The sequence below is a fragment of the Paraburkholderia caballeronis genome (genome assembly GCF_900104845.1).
Classification (GTDB): Bacteria; Pseudomonadota; Gammaproteobacteria; order Burkholderiales; family Burkholderiaceae; genus Paraburkholderia; species Paraburkholderia caballeronis.
In genome coordinates this window covers 514,468-529,536 of record NZ_FNSR01000002.1, presented here as the reverse complement: position 1 = coordinate 529,536, position 15,069 = coordinate 514,468, and the positions used below count along the sequence as shown (strand labels likewise).

Here is a 15,069-nt window from a genome sequence, read left to right as displayed (position 1 = left end):
GCAAACGCTCTGGATGACTGACCCGGCAAACGAAAGCGGCCGCAACATGCGACGAAGCGCGCCGTTGCGCGTGACGCTGATCGGTTTCGGCGCGATCGGCTCGACGGTGTTCGACGCGTTCGCCTCGGACCCGGCAGACCCGGCGATCGCGATCGACCAGATCGTCGTGTCGCCGCGCAGCGTCATGGACGTCGCGCGCAAGGTCGGCCCGGCGATCGCGGTCGCGAGCCGCATCGGCGATCTGCCGCGCGTGCCGCAACTCGCCGTCGAATGCGCGGGTCATTGCGCGATCGGCGAGCACGTGATTCCGCTGCTGCGCAGCGGCGTCGAATGCGCGATCGTGTCGATCGGCGCGTTCGCCGACGATGCGCTGCGCGACGCATGCGATGCCGCGGCCGCGCACGGCAACGTGCGTGCGTCGCTGCTGTCAGGCGCGGTCGGCGGGCTGGACGCGCTCGCGGCGGCGGCGGCCGGCGGCCTCGACGACGTGCTGTACGTCGGCCGCAAGCCGGTCGACGCGTGGCGCGGCACGCCGGCCGACGCGGCGGGGATGCTCGATGGCATCCGCGATGCGACGACGATCTTCGACGGCACTGCGCGCGACACCGCGCGCCTCTATCCGAAGAACGCGAACGTCGCGGCCGCCGTGGCGCTCGCGGGCGTCGGCTTCGAGCGGACCCGCGTGCGGCTCCTCGCCGACCCGGCGGCCACGCGCAATACGCATACCGTCCGCGCGCGCGGCGCATTCGGAGCGTTATGCGTCGAGATCGCCGCGAGCCCGTTCGCGCAGAATCCGAAGACGTCCGCGCTGACGGCGTTCAGCGCGATCCGTTTCCTGCGCGAGCGCGCGTCGGGCAGGATGGTGCTGGCCGCAACGGTTTCGTAAGCCGCGGCCCACGCCGGGAAGCCCACGCCAGGAAGCCCACACCCGGCGGCGCGAATGTTCAATCGGCATCGGCCCGGTTCCCTTCGACGGCCGCAAGCCGGTACGATAGGCACGATTTGCCGCCGTCGCCGCAAGACCTCGCGCCTCGCGACGTCGGCAGCCCCTGACCACGATCACCGGGCCTTCATGCACTTCGATACCGTCGCTCCCCGCCGCGCGCGGCCGCTGTCGATCGTCGCGCCGCTCGCCATGCTGCTCGCGCTGTGCACGCCCGCGCGGCCGGCCCATGCGCAAAGCTCGGTCGCGCTGTACGGCGTGATCGACACCAGCATCGAAGTGACGAACCCCGGCTCGACGTGGACGCCGCGGCTGGATTCCGGCGCGTATCGCGGCTCGCGGATCGGCCTGCGCGGTTCCGAGCAGATCGGCCCGGACACGCGCATCCTGTTCGACCTCGAAAACGGCTTCAGTTCGGCGGACGGCACGTTCTCGACCGCCGGCACGCTGTTCAGCCGCCAGGCGTGGATCGGCATCGGCGCGCCGTGGGGCGAACTGCGGATGGGCCGGCAGTATTCGCCGATCTACATTCCGTTCAAGGGGCAACTGGATGCGTTCGGCGCGGGCACGATCGCGTCCGGCCTCAACAACCTGTCGAAGATCACGCCGTACGTGAGCAACGCGATCACGTGGCTGTCGCCGGACATCCACGGCTTCACGTCGACGATCATGGTGTCGCTGCGCGACGGCACGTCGGCCAACGGGCTCGCCGGCCATTTCGAGACGTTCAGCTATCGGCGCGGCGGTTTCAGCGTGCTGTACGCGCACCAGCAGACGAACGACGCGGGCGCGCTGCGCGCGAATCTCGGCGGCCTGTCGTATCGCGTGGGGCAGGTGACCGGTTTCGTTTCGTACTTCAACGGCGACGGCGGCTCGCCGCGTTATCACGACGACGGGCTGGCGGTGTCGGCGCGTTATGCGGTGACGCCGCGCTTTCGCGCGTCGCTCGGCTACACGTACATGCGCGACCGCTCGGGCGGCGACAACGACGCGGACCAGTTCAGCGCCGCGTGCGAATACGACGTGTCGCGCCGGCTGCTGCTGTATGCGAGCGCGGGCATCCTGCGCAATCGCGCGGATGCGGAGTTCACGCTGCGCGGCGTGAACGTCGTCGGGCTGCCGCCCGCGTATCCGGGTGCGCCGGTGCGGGGCGTTCAACTGGGCGCGATCGAGCGGTTCTGAGCGGGGCTTCACGGCCGCCACGGTCGTCGCGACGCGAACCGCATCGCTGTACAGGCGACCGCTTGCCTGCGCATCACGCGCAACCGGCCAGCCGGGCCCGGATACGACGCTGCAATGCAGCGCGCCGCCCGACCGCCGCATGGCGCGTTTCGCGCCGATGCCCGTTTGTTGCCGCGCTCAAGCGCTTTCGGTTACGATGCCCCTCACCCATCGAGTGGCAGGCCGGCCGCCGTTCGCGTCCGCCCGTCCGTCAAGCGGGATTCCCATGCAGCGTCTGCACGAGGTTCGGTTCATCCGTTCGCGGCGCAACGCCCGGCTTGCCGCCGCGTTGCCGCTGATCGCGGCGCTGCTGGCCGGCTGCGCGCTGCCGCCGCGCGACAACCGCACGCAGTCGGTCGCGCTGACGCCCGCCGACGCGCAGTCCACGCCGCTCGCGAAGTCCGTCGCGGACCGGCTCGCGCGGCATCCGGGGCAGAGCGGCATCGACCCGCTCGCGGATGCGCGCGCCGCGTTCGCCGCGCGGATGGACCTCGCGGGCGCCGCGCAGCGCACGCTCGACGTGCAGTACTACATCTGGCGCAACGACCTGACCGGCACGCTGCTGCTCGAAGCGCTGCACGAGGCCGCCGATCGCGGCGTGCGCGTGCGGCTGCTGCTCGACGACAACGGCATCCCGTCGAGCCTCGACAGCACGCTCGCGGCGCTCGACGCGCATCCGGACATCGAGGTGCGGCTGTTCAATCCGTTCGTCGTGCGGCGGCCGAAGATGCTCGGTTTCATCACCGACTTCTCGCGCGCGAACCGGCGGATGCACAACAAGTCGTTCACCGCGGACAGCACCGCGACGATCGTCGGCGGCCGCAACATCGGCGACGAATACTTCGACGCGACCGACGGCGTCGTGTTCGCGGACCTCGACGTGCTCGCCGTCGGTCCGATCGCATCGGACACCGCGCATGACTTCGACCGCTACTGGGCGAGCGCGTCCGCGTATCCGGCGGACCGCATCATCGCGCCGGCCGCGCCCGGCGACCTCGACGTGCTGGCGCGACGCGCGCAGGCGATCCGGACCGACCCGGCGGCGGTCGCGTACATCGACGCGATCCGCAACACGCCCGACGTGCGGCTGCTGCTCGACGGCACGCTGCCGTTCGAATGGGCGCATACGCAGATGGTCAGCGACGACCCGGCGAAGGGGCTCGGTCTCGCGCCGAAGGAATCGAAGATCCTGCCGCAGCTTCAGGCGGTCGTCGGCCGGCCGTCGCGCGAACTCGACCTCGTGTCGCCGTATTTCGTGCCGGCCGAAGACGGCACCGCGTACTTCACCGGCCTCGCGAAGAGCGGCGTGACGGTGCGCGTGCTGACGAACTCGCTCGAAGCGACCGACGTCGCGCCGGTGCATTCGGGTTACGCGCGGCGGCGGCCGGACCTGCTGCGCGCGGGCGTCGAGCTGTACGAGATGAAGCGGCAGCTGGGCGCGCCCGGCAAGCGCGACGAGAAGATCGGCTCGTTCGGCAGTTCCGGTTCGAGCCTGCATGCGAAGACCTTCGCGGTGGACGGCGAACGCGTGTTCGTCGGCTCGCTGAACTTCGATCCGCGCTCCGCGAACCTGAACACCGAACTGGGCTTCGTGATCGACAGCCCGACGCTCGCGAAACGGATCGAGGAGGCGTTCTGGAAGGTCGCGCCGCAACTCGCGTACGAAGTGAAGCTCGACGACAACGGCCGCCTGTACTGGATCGGCCGCAGCGGCGACCAGACGATCCGCTACGACACCGAGCCGAACACGACGTGGACGATGCGCGTCGGCGTGTGGTTCTTCTCGATCCTGCCGATCGAGTGGCTGCTGTGAGGCGATGCCTGAAGCGAAGTCGCGCTTGAATGGCGCTTCGCGAGCGGGCCGCCTCCTGTGAGACCCGCTCGCGAGCGACGCGCTCACTGCCCCGGCGTCCACCGATACATCAGGATCTTCGCGCGCGCGTCGTCCTCGACCAGCACCACGTATTCGCCGGTGTCGCGCTGCGCGGCGCTGATCCCCATGTAGATGTCCACCCAGCCGGACGTGTTGCCGACGCTCGCGCCCGGCGTCATCGCGCCGACGTACTGGCCGTTGCGCGCGTCGTACACGTCGATGCGCTGCGTATAGAGTTCCGCGATGAACACGTAGTTGCCGGCGACCGCGATGCCGACCGTCGTCACCTGCGGGTTGCCCGTCGTATTCCACGGCAGCGACACCGTGTACGTCGGCGTTAGCGTGCCGGCGGACCAGTGATCGTAGCGCGCGAGCACCGGCCCCGCTTCCTTCCAGTGCGTCGAGTCCCACGGGATCGCGGCGGTGAAGCCGGTCACGTACATCGTGTCGCTGGCCGCGTCGTAGACGATCCGCGCGATCCGCGTGAACGGCGCGGGCATCGGGAACATTCGCGCGGACGCATACGTGTATTGCGGATTGCCGTGCGCGTCGAGCCCTTGCAACGGCATTTCGCGGATGCCGGACTTCGGCGTCGCGAGCCACACGTTGCCTGGCGCATCGACCCACCAGTAGCCGTCGCCGACCGTCGAGCCGGTCGACGGATTCGACGTGATCTCGGCGGCGTTCACGCGGCCGTCGCCGTTCGCGTCGCGCCACATCCATTCGCCGTAGGTCGGCTGGCCCTGCGGCCAGTTGCCGGGCAGCGGGTTCTGCGCGAACAGGCCGGCCGGTATCGCGACGTCGCCCTCGGTCGAAGGCGAGAAGCGATACACGTTCAGGTAGTGCGCGTATTCGTCGAGCGTGTAGAGGAACAGCCCGCCGTTGAAGCGGCGCACCATCGGCGAGCCGCGCACGCCGCGCGCCATATGGAAGGCCGGGTCGTCGGGATAATCGAAGCGGTCGAGCGTGAACGCCGCATAACTCCATTCCTTGCCGGCCGATTGCCGGTAGTCGAGCGTGAAGAGCTTCGAGCCGGTGTAGACGTTCGCGGTGGAGGCGGGATCGAAGGCGGCCGCATCGACGAACGTGAGCCCGTACAGCCGCCACATCGACGCGCGCGTGAGGCCGCGATACGCTTCGAGTACCGCGCCTTGGCCGACCAGCGACGAGCCGAACGGCCGCAGCCCCTGGCCGTTCTGCGCGACATACAGGTTGCCGGCCTGATCGAAGCCGATGCCGGTGATGCCGTTGAAGCGCCAGTCGCCCGGCACGCCCTTTACCGTGTGGAAGATGCCGTCGCGCGTGCCGAGCGTCGACGCCAGCTGCGTCTGTCCGCTCGCGGACTTGTTGTACAGCAGGATCAACTGCTGCGCGCCATCGTCCGCGATCGCGAGCTGGCCCGACGGCGCGATCGCGACGTCGGCCGGCATCGTGCCGGCGGGCAGCGCGGGTGCGCCGGGCAGTGCCGCGCCGTTCGGGTCGTAGTGCGCGACCGTCGGGCCGGTGGGGCTTTGCATCCCCTGCACGACCCACAACGTCGAATCGGAGTCGATCGCGATGCGGCCCGGCGACGGCACCGCCCACGACCGCAACTGGCGCATCGTCTGCGCGTCGTACACGACGATCTGGTTGTCGTACGTATCGGCGACGTACAGTTCGGTGTCGGTCGCCGCGAGGCCGCGCACCGCGGCGTCGGCGGCGCTCGGCGCGACCGTCACGCGCAGGAAGCTGTTCTTCGTCACGTTCGCGCTGTTGCCGATGCCGCCCGCGAACGGCGCGCCTTTCGCGACGTTCGAGCGCAACCGCCGCGTCACGCCGAACCACGTGCTGCCGGCCGGCGAATAGTCGCTGCCGCGCAGCGTGTTGTTCTGGTTGCCGATCGACATCGCCGCGTACACGTAGGTGCTGTTCACCGCGATCGCGTCGCCGCCGGCCGCGCCCCAGCCGTGCGTGTTGCCGCCGACCGCGAGCTTGTCGCCGCGCGCGTAGACGCCGATCTCGCTGCCGCTTTCGTCCCACGGCGCGTTCGTGTAGACGGTGCCGTCGGGCGCGACCGCGATCGCCTCGACGTCGAGCTGCATCCACTTGCCGTCGCCGTAACCGAAGCTGTTGCCGATCCAGGACGTCGTGTAGTTGAGCGGGGTCTGCGCGAACGCGCAGGGCATGAGCAACGCGGATGCGGCAGCGGACGCCGCAAGCAGACGGTAAGCGAAATTCACGAAGGGCCTCGTTCAGTGGAGCACGGCGCGCGGCGGCGCCGTCGTTAAAAATGCTCGCACGGACCCTCGGCGAATTTATTCGCTCAATATTCGCGTGGAATAAAGTGGATTATTTTTATGCCGATGAGCTTTCGATTCCGCAAGGCCAGTGCGCGGCTCACGACGCGGGGCCGACCGGTGACGCGCGTTTCGCGTCGAAGTCCCAGCGTTGTGCGTCGCTGGTCTGCACCCGAGCAGGAAGCAGTCCCGCACTGAAGAACGTGTCGGCGATCGTCTGCTGTTCTCCGAAATAACGCGCGGTGACCGCGCGGACCTGATAACTGCGGCGGCCGTTCGCGCGTTCGATGGTCTGCGCATCGAGGCCCCAGATCGGCGCGAGAATCTTCGCGGCGTCCTGCGGATGCGCGCGCACCCATTCGCCTTCCTGCGAAAGCTGCTCGAACACCTTGCGGATCACGTCGGGATGCGCGGCCGCAAAGCGGCTCGACGCGAGGTAATAACGCTGATACGACGCGATCCCGTTGCCGTCCGCGAGAATCCGCACGCCCTGTTCCCGATCGACGGACGCGACATACGGGTCCCACGTGACCCACGCATCGACGCTGCCGCGCTCGAACGCGGCGCGGCCGTCGGCCGGGCTCAGGTAACTGATCTTCACGTCGGCGGGCGCGATGCCGGCCTTCGCCAGCGCGGCGAGCAACAGGTAATGGCTGCCGGCGGCCTTCGTCACTGCAATGCGTTTTCCTTTCAGATCGGCCAGCGTGTGCAGCGGGCCGTCGCCTTTCACGATGATCGCCTGCGCGCCCGGCGACGGCGCTTCCTGCGCGACGTACACGAAATTCGCGTTGGCGGCCTGCGCGAACACCGGCACCGTGTCCGCGACGTCCGCGCTGAAATCGACGGCGTTCGCGTTCAGCGCCTCGGTCAGCGGCAGGCCGCTCGTGAACTCGTTCCACGACACGCGCACGCCGAGCGGCGCGAGCGCCTTTTCGAGCGTGCCTTGCGCTTTCAGCAGCGTAATCAGCGTCGACGACTTCTGATAGCCGATGCGCAGCGCGACCGGCGCGGCGTCCTCGGCGTGCGCCGACACGCCGGCTGCGGCGAGAAGCGAAGCGAGCGCGATGCGCGTGAAGGCCCGTCGGGTCAGGAACGTCATGGGTTGCCTCTGTAGCGTCGGAATGATCGAGGCGGCCATCGTAGCAACCCGTAAGCCGTCGGCTAACTGAAGGTTTCAGCTATCCATCGAAGCGATACGCATAACGTAGCGTTGATGCGGCCGGCGCGGGATGTCACGCCGCGGCGGCGCGCGCGTGGCCGCCGTCGATCGCGTCGCGCACGAGCGGCAGCAGGTCGCGGCCATACGCGAGCGCGTCTTCGAGCGGATCGAAGCCGCGGATCAGGAACGTCGTCACGCCGAGCCGGTGGTATTCGACCAGCGCGTCCGCGACCTGCCGCGGCGTGCCGACGAGCGACGTCGAGTTGCCGGCCGCGCGCGTGAGCGCCGCGATGCCGGTCCACAGCCGCGTATCGACGACGTTGCCTTTTTCGGCCTCCGCAAGCAGCCGCTGCGAACCGACGTTCTTCGGGTCCTTCGGGCGGCGCGTGAAGTTCGGCGACTGTGCGACCACGTCCTTCGCGCGAGCGAGGATCGATTCGGCGCGCGCCCACGCGGCTTCCTCGGTGGACGCGAGGATCGGGCGCAGCGACAGGCTGAAGCGGATGTGCCGCTCGCGGCCGTGTTTCGCGGCGGCCGCGCGGACCTTCGCGATCGTCTCCTTCACCGCCGCGAGCGATTCGCCCCACAACGCGTACACGTCCGCGTGTTTGCCGGCGACCTCGATCGCCGCCTCGGACGAGCCGCCGAAATACACCGGCAGATGCGGCTTTTGCAGCGGGCGCACCTGCGAGCGATGGCCGCTCACGCGATAGAACTCGCCTTCGTGATCGAACGGCGCGTCGCTGGTCCACGCGCGCTTCACGACGTCGAGATATTCGTCGGTGCGGCGATAGCGGTCGTTGTGGCTCAGATAATCGCCGTCGCGCTGCTGCTCGGTATCGTCGCCGCCGGAGATGACGTGCACCGCGACGCGTCCCTCGCTGAAGTGGTCGAGCGTCGCGAATTGCCGTGCGGCAAGTGTCGGCGCGACGAAACCGGGACGATGCGCGAGCAGGATGCCGAGCCGCTTCGTCTGTTGCGCGACGAACGACGCGATCTGGAAGCCGTCCGGCGACGCGCTCGAATGCGCGATCAGCACGCGGTCGAAACCGCCGTATTCGTGCGCGTGCGCGACCGACGCGATGTACGACGGGTTCACCGCCGGTCCGTGCGGCAGATGGATCTCGCTCGATTCCTGATGGCTGACGTAGCCGATGAATTCGACGCTCATCGTCGGGGCTCCTCGTTGTTCGTGAATGGCCGTGCGCTCATCGCGCGGCGTAGGCGGCGTGCCCGAGATTGCCGAGCACGGTGTCGTTCTGCGGGGTATGGATGCGCGCGCACAGCACGTCGCGGTAGTGGCGCTCAAGCGGGTTGTCGCGGCTCAGGCCGGGGTTGCTGCTCGCTTCGAGCGCGAGTTCGACGGCTTCGATCGCGTTGCGGCTGACGAGGTACTTGATCGCCGGCGCTTCGGCCGTCGTCAACTGGCCCGCCGCGCCCGCATCGAGCAGCACGCGGTTGTTCAGCAGCAGCGATTCGATGCGGCCGGCCGTCTGCTGAAAACCGTCGAGGCTCGACAGCGGCGCGTTCAGGCCGGACGGCACGCGCGACGCGGCCCATTGCACGAACCAGTCGCGCGCGGCGCGTGCGACGCCGTCATAGATCGACGGCACCAGCACGTTCATCCACAGCGACGTGGCCGGGTCCATGCCGGTGTTCGGGCCGGGCGGCTGCAGATCGACGGCCTGATCGAACGGCACGCGCACGTTCTCGAAGATCACTTCGTGGCTACCGGTCGCGCGCATCCCGAGATGATTCCACGGCGCGCCGAACCGGATGCCCGGCGTGTCGCGATGGACGAGCCATGTGCCGACGCGCGGCGATGCCTCATCGGTGCGGCCCCACACCGCGAACCAGGTGAGGCCGGGGCTGCCGGTCGAATACAGCTTGCGGCCGTTCAGCGTCCAGTGGCCGCCGTCGCGCGCGCCGACCGTCGCGGGCAGGCCGCCGCGCGACGGCGAGCCGAGTTCCGGCTCGACGCGCAGCGAGTTGATCAGCGCGCCGCGTTCGACCGCGTCTTTCGCGAGCCGCTCTTTCAGATGCGCGGGCCAGTTCGGATTCGCCTGCAAACGCAGGTGATACAGGCACTGCATCACGAGGATCAGCGCGGTGGACGGCTCGCCGCGCGCGACCGCGCGGATCACGTTCAGCGTTTGCGGCAACGTCGCTTCGTGGCCGCCGAGTGCGCGCGGCACCGTCAGCGACAGCAGGCCCGCGCGGCGCAGCCTCGCGAGATTGCCGTGCGGGAAATGCGGGCCGGCGTCGAGTTCGGCCGCGCCCGCCGCGAAGCCGGTTGTCAGCGCGGCGAGCCAGCGTTGCGCGTCGGCGCTGTCGAGGTCGCGCAGCGCGGCGAGGGCTTCGGCGTCGCGTTCGACGTCGTCGAGCGTGTGATCGGGGTGTCGGCGGGTCATCGGGGTATCCGTTTGCGCTGCGTGCGCCGCGTCACTGCGCGGCCTGCGAGAACTGCTTGTCGAAGCTCGGCGTCACGTCGAGCCTCGTTTTGATTACGTCCGCGCGGTGATAGAGGTCGGCGGTCTTTTGCTGCTCCGCGATCAGGCCGTCGTCGATCGGCACCGGATGCAGTTGCGCGCGCTGATAGACGGTCTTCAGCACGTCGGGCGGCAGGCCGGTCACGCGCGACTGGATCGCCGCGACTTCGTCCGGATGCGCGAGCGCCCAGCGCTGGCCCGCGGCGACGCGCTTCAGAAAGTCCGCGATTTCCGCGCGTTTCGCGCGGATCGAGTCGTCGGTCGCCGCTTCGAAGCTGAGGCCCGACGACAGACCGACGCCGTTCGCGATGCTGCGGTCGTGATCGCGCGCTTCCGAGAGCGCGACGTACGGGTCCCACGTGGACCACGCATCGACGGTGCCGGACGCGAGCGCGGCCTTCGCATCGGCCGGCTGCATGTAGTGCCACGACACGTCGGTCAGCTTGATGTTCGCGCGTTCGAGCGTCGCGACCGCGAGGTAGTGGCCGATCGAGCCGCGCGTCGTCGCGATGCGCTTGCCCTTCAGGTCGGCGGCGTTGTGGATCGGCGAATCCTGCGGCACGACGATCGCGAGATCGACCGGCGTCGAGCGCGTCGCGGACACCGCGCGCACCTTCGCGCCGGCCGCATACGCGAAGATCAGCGGCGCGTCGCCGAGACCGCCGATGTCGATCGCGCCGGCATTCAACGCTTCGCCGAGCGGCTGCGCGGCCGGGAAGTTGAACCATTCGATCCGGTACGGCACGTCCTTGAGTTGACCGGATGCTTCGAGCACGCCGCGCGTCTGCAACTGCTGGTCGCCGACCTTCAGCGTCGTTTCGGCGTGGGCCGCGAGGGGCAGGGCGAACAGCGTGGCGTGCAGCAGGCGAAGAAGTGAACGGCGCATGGAGGAAGTCGGTGGTCGCATCGGAACGGACACGATACGGACGGCCCCGTCATAACGCAAACGCATTGTTCTTCGTTGCAAATATGCGGATGGAAAATGCGCGCGCCTCGGGCGAGATGTATCGAATGCGCTTGAAGACACGCGTCCGGTGACGATAAGCTTAGGCATCCGACAAGGCTGCGTGCCGCGTCGTTTTCTTTTGTGGAGTGAAACCAGCCCGATGAAACTCGATGAGATCGAGGCGTTCGTCGCCGTCGTGCAGAGTCCGTCGCTGAGTCACGCGGCGGAGTCGCTGCAACTGACGCAGCCGGCCGTCACGCGGCGCATCCAGAACTTCGAGGAGACGCTCGGCGTCGAACTGTTCGACCGCAATACGCGGCCGCTGAAGGCGACGCCGATGGGTCGCGTCGTCTACGAGCAGTGTCGCGCGATCGTGCGCGAAGTCGATGCGCTGCTGCATCTCGTGACCGACGATGCCTCGCTCGCGGGCGTGCTGCGGATCGGCGTCGCGCAGACCGTCGCGGACGTCGCGCTGCCCGGTGCGTTGCAGGCGCTGCGCAAAGCGCATCCCGATCTGCATGCGCGCGTATCGACCGGGTGGGGCGGGCCGCTGCTGCAAAAGGTCGGGGACGGCGAACTCGACGCCGCGGCGGTGCTGCTGCCGGCCAACCGCGCGTTGCCCGATGCGCTCGCGGGCGCATCGCTTGGCACGCTGAAACTCGCGGTGGTCGCGCGCAAGGGCGCGTTGAAGAAGCGGCCGCATACGCTCGCGGAATGCCAGTCGCTGGGCTGGGTGCTGAACCCGGACGGCTGCGGTTTTCGCGCGGGGTTGCAGCACGCGCTGGCGGGGCAGGGCCATACGCTGAAGCTGAACCTCGAAACGCTCGGCACCGAATTGCAACTCGGGCTCGTTGCGGACGGCGTTGGCCTCGGGCTAGTGCCGTTGCCGCTGTTGCAGGCGAGCCCACATGCGGCGCGGCTCGACGTCGTGCAGGTCAGCGATTTCAGGCCTGAAATCACGGTATGGATCGTGCATCCGCGTGCGCCGGGCCGGATGCAAACCGCGATCTCGGTGCTCGCGGACAGCGTCGCGCAGCAGTTCGACGCGGCAAGACTCGCACGCGCGGCGTAGCCGCGCTGCGATGGACAGCGGCGTTCGCGTCGAAGCTGCGAACGCCGCGTGCGTTCAGATCACGAAGAACCCATGCGTGCCGTCGCGTTCAAGCTGCGCGACGAGGCCGTATTCCCATTCCAGATACGCGTTCATCGCTTCGCGCGCATTGTCGGTGCCTTCATACGGACGCCGGTAGCGGTCGATGCGCGGCGACGCGAGCCGCGTGTCGCCGCTCTCGACCGGCAGTCCCGCGCGGACCCACGCGGCGGTGCCGCCTTCGAGCAGTTGCACCGGCTTGCCGGTCAGCGCGGCGACCTCGGGCGCGGCATACGCGGCGAGCGCGCTGCTGCCGCAGGTGACGACGTAGCGCTTCGCATCGGGCAGCGCGCGCAGGTCGTCGTACGCCGGCGCGAGCCGCGAGCGCAGCACCCAGTGAGCGCCCGGAATGTGCGCCTTCACGTGATTCGCGCTCGTCGTGAAATCGAGCACGACGGTGCCGCTCGCCGGATCGTCGAGCAGCGCGGCGAGCGCGTGCGGTTCGATCGTGTCGGACGGCGGTGCGGCCGGCTTGTCGCCGGGCGACGGGCCGGTTTCGGTCAGGTCGTCGGCCGACGCGTGCTCGACCACATAGGTGTCGACGTTCATCTGCGCGAGCCACGACGCGGTCATGTTCGCGCGCACGCCGTCGTCGTCGAACAGCACGACGCGCGCGCCGCGCACCGGCGCGAACATTTCGGTTTCCTGTACGAGCTGGCCGCCCGGCGCGCCGCGAAAACCCGGCGCGTGTGCGCGTTCGTATTCGGCGGGCGTGCGCACGTCGAAGCGATAGGTCGTGCGCGCCGGATCGGCGGCCCAGCGCGCGGCCTCGGCGAGCGTCGTGCGGCCCACGCCCGCGCGGTCCGCGAGCGTGGCCGCCGCGTGGCGCGACGTGTCGAGCGTGGCCGCGTCGCGGCCCGCGTGCGGGTCGAACTGCCGGCCGCTGCCGTGTTCGAGCGTCTGCCCGGCGAGCGTCCAGCCGATCGTGCCGTTGCGCAGCGCGGCGACCGGGTTCGGCAGCCCCGCGTTCACCAGCGACTGCGTGCCGATGATGCTGCGCGTGCGGCCCGCGCAGTTCACGATCACGCGCGTTGCCGGGTTCGGCGCGAGCGCGCGGGCGCGCAGCACCAGTTCCGCACCGGGCACGCTGATGCTGCCCGGAATGTTCATCGTCTGGTATTCGTCGAAGCGGCGCGCGTCGAGCACGACCACGTCGTCGCCGCTCTTCAGCAGCGCATCGACCGACTCCGCCGACAGCGACGGCGTATGCCGCTGCGCCTCGACGAACTCGCCGAACGCCTTGCTCGGCACGTTCACGTCGCGGAACACTTCGCCGCCCGCGCGTATCCAGCCGTCGAGGCCGTCTTCGAGCAGCGCGACGTCGGTATAGCCGAGCGCGTCGAACCGTTCGGCCGCGCGCGCGGCAAACCCTTCGCCCGCGTCGAGCAGCACGATCGGCACGTCGCGGCGCGGCAGCCGCGCATACGCGTCGAGTTCGATCCGCGCGAGCGGGAAGTTCGCCGCGAAGAGCGGATGGCATTGCGCGTGCGGATCTTCTTCGCGCACGTCGAGCAGCGCGATCTCGCGCTTCGCGAGCAGCGCCGCGCGCACGTCGGCGTAACTGCGCGCCGGAAATGACTTCTTCACTGTCACTGAATGCGTTCCTTGCTGAGGTCCCACAGGTTCGGGATCACGTCGTTCGAATAACCCGAGATGAAATGCTTCGGCGGCGCGTCCGGCGGATACGTCGAGCGATGGACCGCGCCGATGTTCGCGCCGTACACGTGAATGCTGATCGACACGCGGTCGTCGAACGCGTTGCGCACGCGATGGATGTCGCCGATCGTGGGCGACACCGCCTCGACGTCGCCGCGTTCGAGCCGCACGTCGTCGCCATTCTGCCGCAATGCGCCGCCGGCGTCGCGCGCGTACGGCGTCGCGAGTTCCGCGCCGCGCAGCACGCCGATCAAGCCCCATACGGTGTGATCGTGGACCGGCGTGGCCTGGCCCGGCCCCCAGACGAAGCTGACGACCGAGAAGCGCTGCCGCACGTCCGCGTACAGCAGGAATTGCTGGTAGCGCTCGGGCGACGGCTGCGCGAACGCGTCCGGCAGCCAGTCGTCGACGCGCACCAGTTCGCGCAGCGCGGCCGAGCCGCGTTCGATCAGTTCCGCTTCGCGCGGATTCTCATCGACGAGCGCCGCGATGGCGCCGACGAAATCGCGCAGTTTTCGTATCGTCATCAGTCGAGCAGTTCCGGTTCTTCCGCGACGAGCCCTTCGTACAGGCTCTCGAACGAGTACAGCGCGCCGCCGGGGCGGCCGACCTGCGCATGCGTGAGCGCGGCCACGTCGTGCGGGATCGGCTGCGGCTTGCCGGCCGCCTCCGCGAGCAGTTGCGCGTGGCACGCGTTGTCGAGCGCAATGTACCACCATGCGGCGGCCTCGACGGTCGGGCCGGCGGTCAGGATGCCGTGATTCTTCAGGATCACCGCCTTGCGCGGACCGAGCGCGTCGGCAATGCGCGCGCCTTCGCTCGTGTCCAGCACGACGCCCTGGAAGTCGTCGAACAGCGTGTGATCCTCGTAGAACGCGCACGAGTCCTGCGTCAGCGGATCGAGCGTGCGGCCGAGCGTCGACCATGCCTTGCCGTACAGCGAGTGCGTATGCGCGGCCGCGACGATCTCGGGCCGCGCCTCGTGGATCGCCGCGTGAATCGCGAACGCGGCCTGATTCAGCGGGCCTTCGCCGACGACGATCTCGCCGTGGCGGTTCACCAGCAGCAGGTCGGACACGCGGATGCGCCCGAAGTGGCGGCCGAGCGGATTGACCCAGAAGTGGTCGGTCCATTCGGGATCGCGCGCGGTGATGTGGCCGGCGAGGCCCTGCGAGAAGCCGTAGCGCGCGAACAGCCGGAACGCGCCGGCGAGCCGTTCCTGGCGGTGGCGGCGTTCTTCCGCGAGCGAACGCGCGGGGGCGTCGTCGTCGAACCAGAACTTGCGGACGGGCTCGCTGCGGAACGCGAGCGTCGGGGCGTCGGAGAGGGCGGTGCTCATGGGGTCGGCGGTCCTTG

At 69.2% G+C, this 15,069-nt stretch carries 12 protein-coding genes; 4 read left to right on the top strand and 8 right to left on the bottom strand.

The features are described from left to right. Positions 1–13 precede the first annotated feature (13 nt). From BLV92_RS18890 to BLV92_RS18880, 3 genes are all read left to right on the top strand, one after another. On the top strand, positions 14–886 hold the full coding sequence (locus BLV92_RS18890; protein WP_090547784.1) for an aspartate dehydrogenase: 873 nt from the start codon (positions 14–16) through the stop codon (positions 884–886). Positions 887–1,135: 249 nt separating this feature from the next. Continuing rightward, the gene (locus BLV92_RS18885; RefSeq protein WP_090551193.1) at positions 1,136–2,125 is read left to right on the top strand and encodes a porin; all 990 of its coding nucleotides are present in this window, start codon (positions 1,136–1,138) and stop codon (positions 2,123–2,125) included. 265 nt (positions 2,126–2,390) lie between these two features. After that, positions 2,391–3,977, top strand: a complete 1,587-nt coding sequence (locus BLV92_RS18880) for a phospholipase D family protein (RefSeq protein ID WP_090547782.1) — start codon at positions 2,391–2,393, stop codon at positions 3,975–3,977. Between the two features lie 83 nt (positions 3,978–4,060). Here BLV92_RS18880 and BLV92_RS18875 read toward each other — a convergent pair whose 3' ends face one another. From BLV92_RS18875 to BLV92_RS18855, 5 genes are all read right to left on the bottom strand, one after another. After that, positions 4,061–6,202, bottom strand: a complete 2,142-nt coding sequence (locus BLV92_RS18875; protein WP_090551190.1) for an NHL repeat-containing protein — start codon at positions 6,200–6,202, stop codon at positions 4,061–4,063. 211 nt (positions 6,203–6,413) lie between these two features. Then, positions 6,414–7,412 (bottom strand): aliphatic sulfonate ABC transporter substrate-binding protein, encoded by a 999-nt coding sequence (locus BLV92_RS18870; protein WP_090547781.1) that lies wholly within the window; start codon positions 7,410–7,412, stop codon positions 6,414–6,416. Between the two features lie 133 nt (positions 7,413–7,545). Next, entirely contained in the window at positions 7,546–8,643 is a 1,098-nt protein-coding gene (locus BLV92_RS18865) for an LLM class flavin-dependent oxidoreductase (protein ID WP_090547779.1), read from the bottom strand. Between the two features lie 37 nt (positions 8,644–8,680). Then, positions 8,681–9,883: an acyl-CoA dehydrogenase family protein gene (locus BLV92_RS18860; RefSeq protein WP_090547777.1), complete on the bottom strand. Its 1,203-nt coding sequence runs from the start codon at positions 9,881–9,883 to the stop codon at positions 8,681–8,683. A 31-nt stretch (positions 9,884–9,914) separates the two neighbouring features. Further along, positions 9,915–10,847, bottom strand: coding sequence for an ABC transporter substrate-binding protein (locus tag BLV92_RS18855; RefSeq protein ID WP_090547775.1), 933 nt, complete (start codon positions 10,845–10,847; stop codon positions 9,915–9,917). Between the two features lie 220 nt (positions 10,848–11,067). Here BLV92_RS18855 and BLV92_RS18850 point away from each other — a divergent pair, with 220 nt between their 5' ends. Further along, entirely contained in the window at positions 11,068–11,979 is a 912-nt protein-coding gene (locus BLV92_RS18850) for a LysR family transcriptional regulator (protein WP_090547774.1), read from the top strand. Positions 11,980–12,033: 54 nt separating this feature from the next. Here the strand turns inward: BLV92_RS18850 and BLV92_RS18845 are convergent, their stop codons facing one another. Genes BLV92_RS18845 through BLV92_RS18835 form a run of 3 tightly spaced genes read right to left on the bottom strand, consistent with a single transcriptional unit; the run spans position 12,034 to position 15,052 of the window. Then, positions 12,034–13,650 carry a rhodanese-related sulfurtransferase gene (locus tag BLV92_RS18845; RefSeq protein ID WP_090547772.1) on the bottom strand — a complete coding sequence of 539 codons (1,617 nt, stop codon included), beginning with the start codon at positions 13,648–13,650 and terminating at the stop codon, positions 12,034–12,036. Further along, on the bottom strand, positions 13,647–14,240 hold the full coding sequence (locus tag BLV92_RS18840) for a cysteine dioxygenase family protein (protein ID WP_090547770.1): 594 nt from the start codon (positions 14,238–14,240) through the stop codon (positions 13,647–13,649). Before BLV92_RS18840 ends, BLV92_RS18845 begins: the two co-directional genes overlap by 4 nt. Continuing rightward, positions 14,240–15,052 carry a class II aldolase/adducin family protein gene (locus BLV92_RS18835; protein WP_090547769.1) on the bottom strand — a complete coding sequence of 271 codons (813 nt, stop codon included), beginning with the start codon at positions 15,050–15,052 and terminating at the stop codon, positions 14,240–14,242. Before BLV92_RS18835 ends, BLV92_RS18840 begins: the two co-directional genes overlap by 1 nt. Positions 15,053–15,069: the final 17 nt, after the last annotated feature.

What these genes read in the sequence shown, in the direction of transcription:
- BLV92_RS18885 (WP_090551193.1), top strand. Translation starts at nt 1,136, where the DNA reads ATGCTGCTCGCGCTGTGCACGCCCGCGCGGCCGGCCCATGCGCAAAGC.
- BLV92_RS18850 (WP_090547774.1), top strand. Translation starts at nt 11,068, where the DNA reads ATGAAACTCGATGAGATCGAGGCGTTCGTCGCCGTCGTGCAGAGTCCG.
- BLV92_RS18835 (WP_090547769.1), bottom strand. Translation starts at nt 15,052, where the DNA reads ATGAGCACCGCCCTCTCCGACGCCCCGACGCTCGCGTTCCGCAGCGAG.
- BLV92_RS18860 (WP_090547777.1), bottom strand. Translation starts at nt 9,883, where the DNA reads ATGACCCGCCGACACCCCGATCACACGCTCGACGACGTCGAACGCGAC.
- BLV92_RS18865 (WP_090547779.1), bottom strand. Translation starts at nt 8,643, where the DNA reads ATGAGCGTCGAATTCATCGGCTACGTCAGCCATCAGGAATCGAGCGAG.
- BLV92_RS18840 (WP_090547770.1), bottom strand. Translation starts at nt 14,240, where the DNA reads ATGACGATACGAAAACTGCGCGATTTCGTCGGCGCCATCGCGGCGCTC.
- BLV92_RS18870 (WP_090547781.1), bottom strand. Translation starts at nt 7,412, where the DNA reads ATGACGTTCCTGACCCGACGGGCCTTCACGCGCATCGCGCTCGCTTCG.
- BLV92_RS18880 (WP_090547782.1), top strand. Translation starts at nt 2,391, where the DNA reads ATGCAGCGTCTGCACGAGGTTCGGTTCATCCGTTCGCGGCGCAACGCC.
- BLV92_RS18875 (WP_090551190.1), bottom strand. Translation starts at nt 6,202, where the DNA reads ATGCCCTGCGCGTTCGCGCAGACCCCGCTCAACTACACGACGTCCTGG.
- BLV92_RS18855 (WP_090547775.1), bottom strand. Translation starts at nt 10,847, where the DNA reads ATGCGCCGTTCACTTCTTCGCCTGCTGCACGCCACGCTGTTCGCCCTG.
- BLV92_RS18890 (WP_090547784.1), top strand. Translation starts at nt 14, where the DNA reads ATGACTGACCCGGCAAACGAAAGCGGCCGCAACATGCGACGAAGCGCG.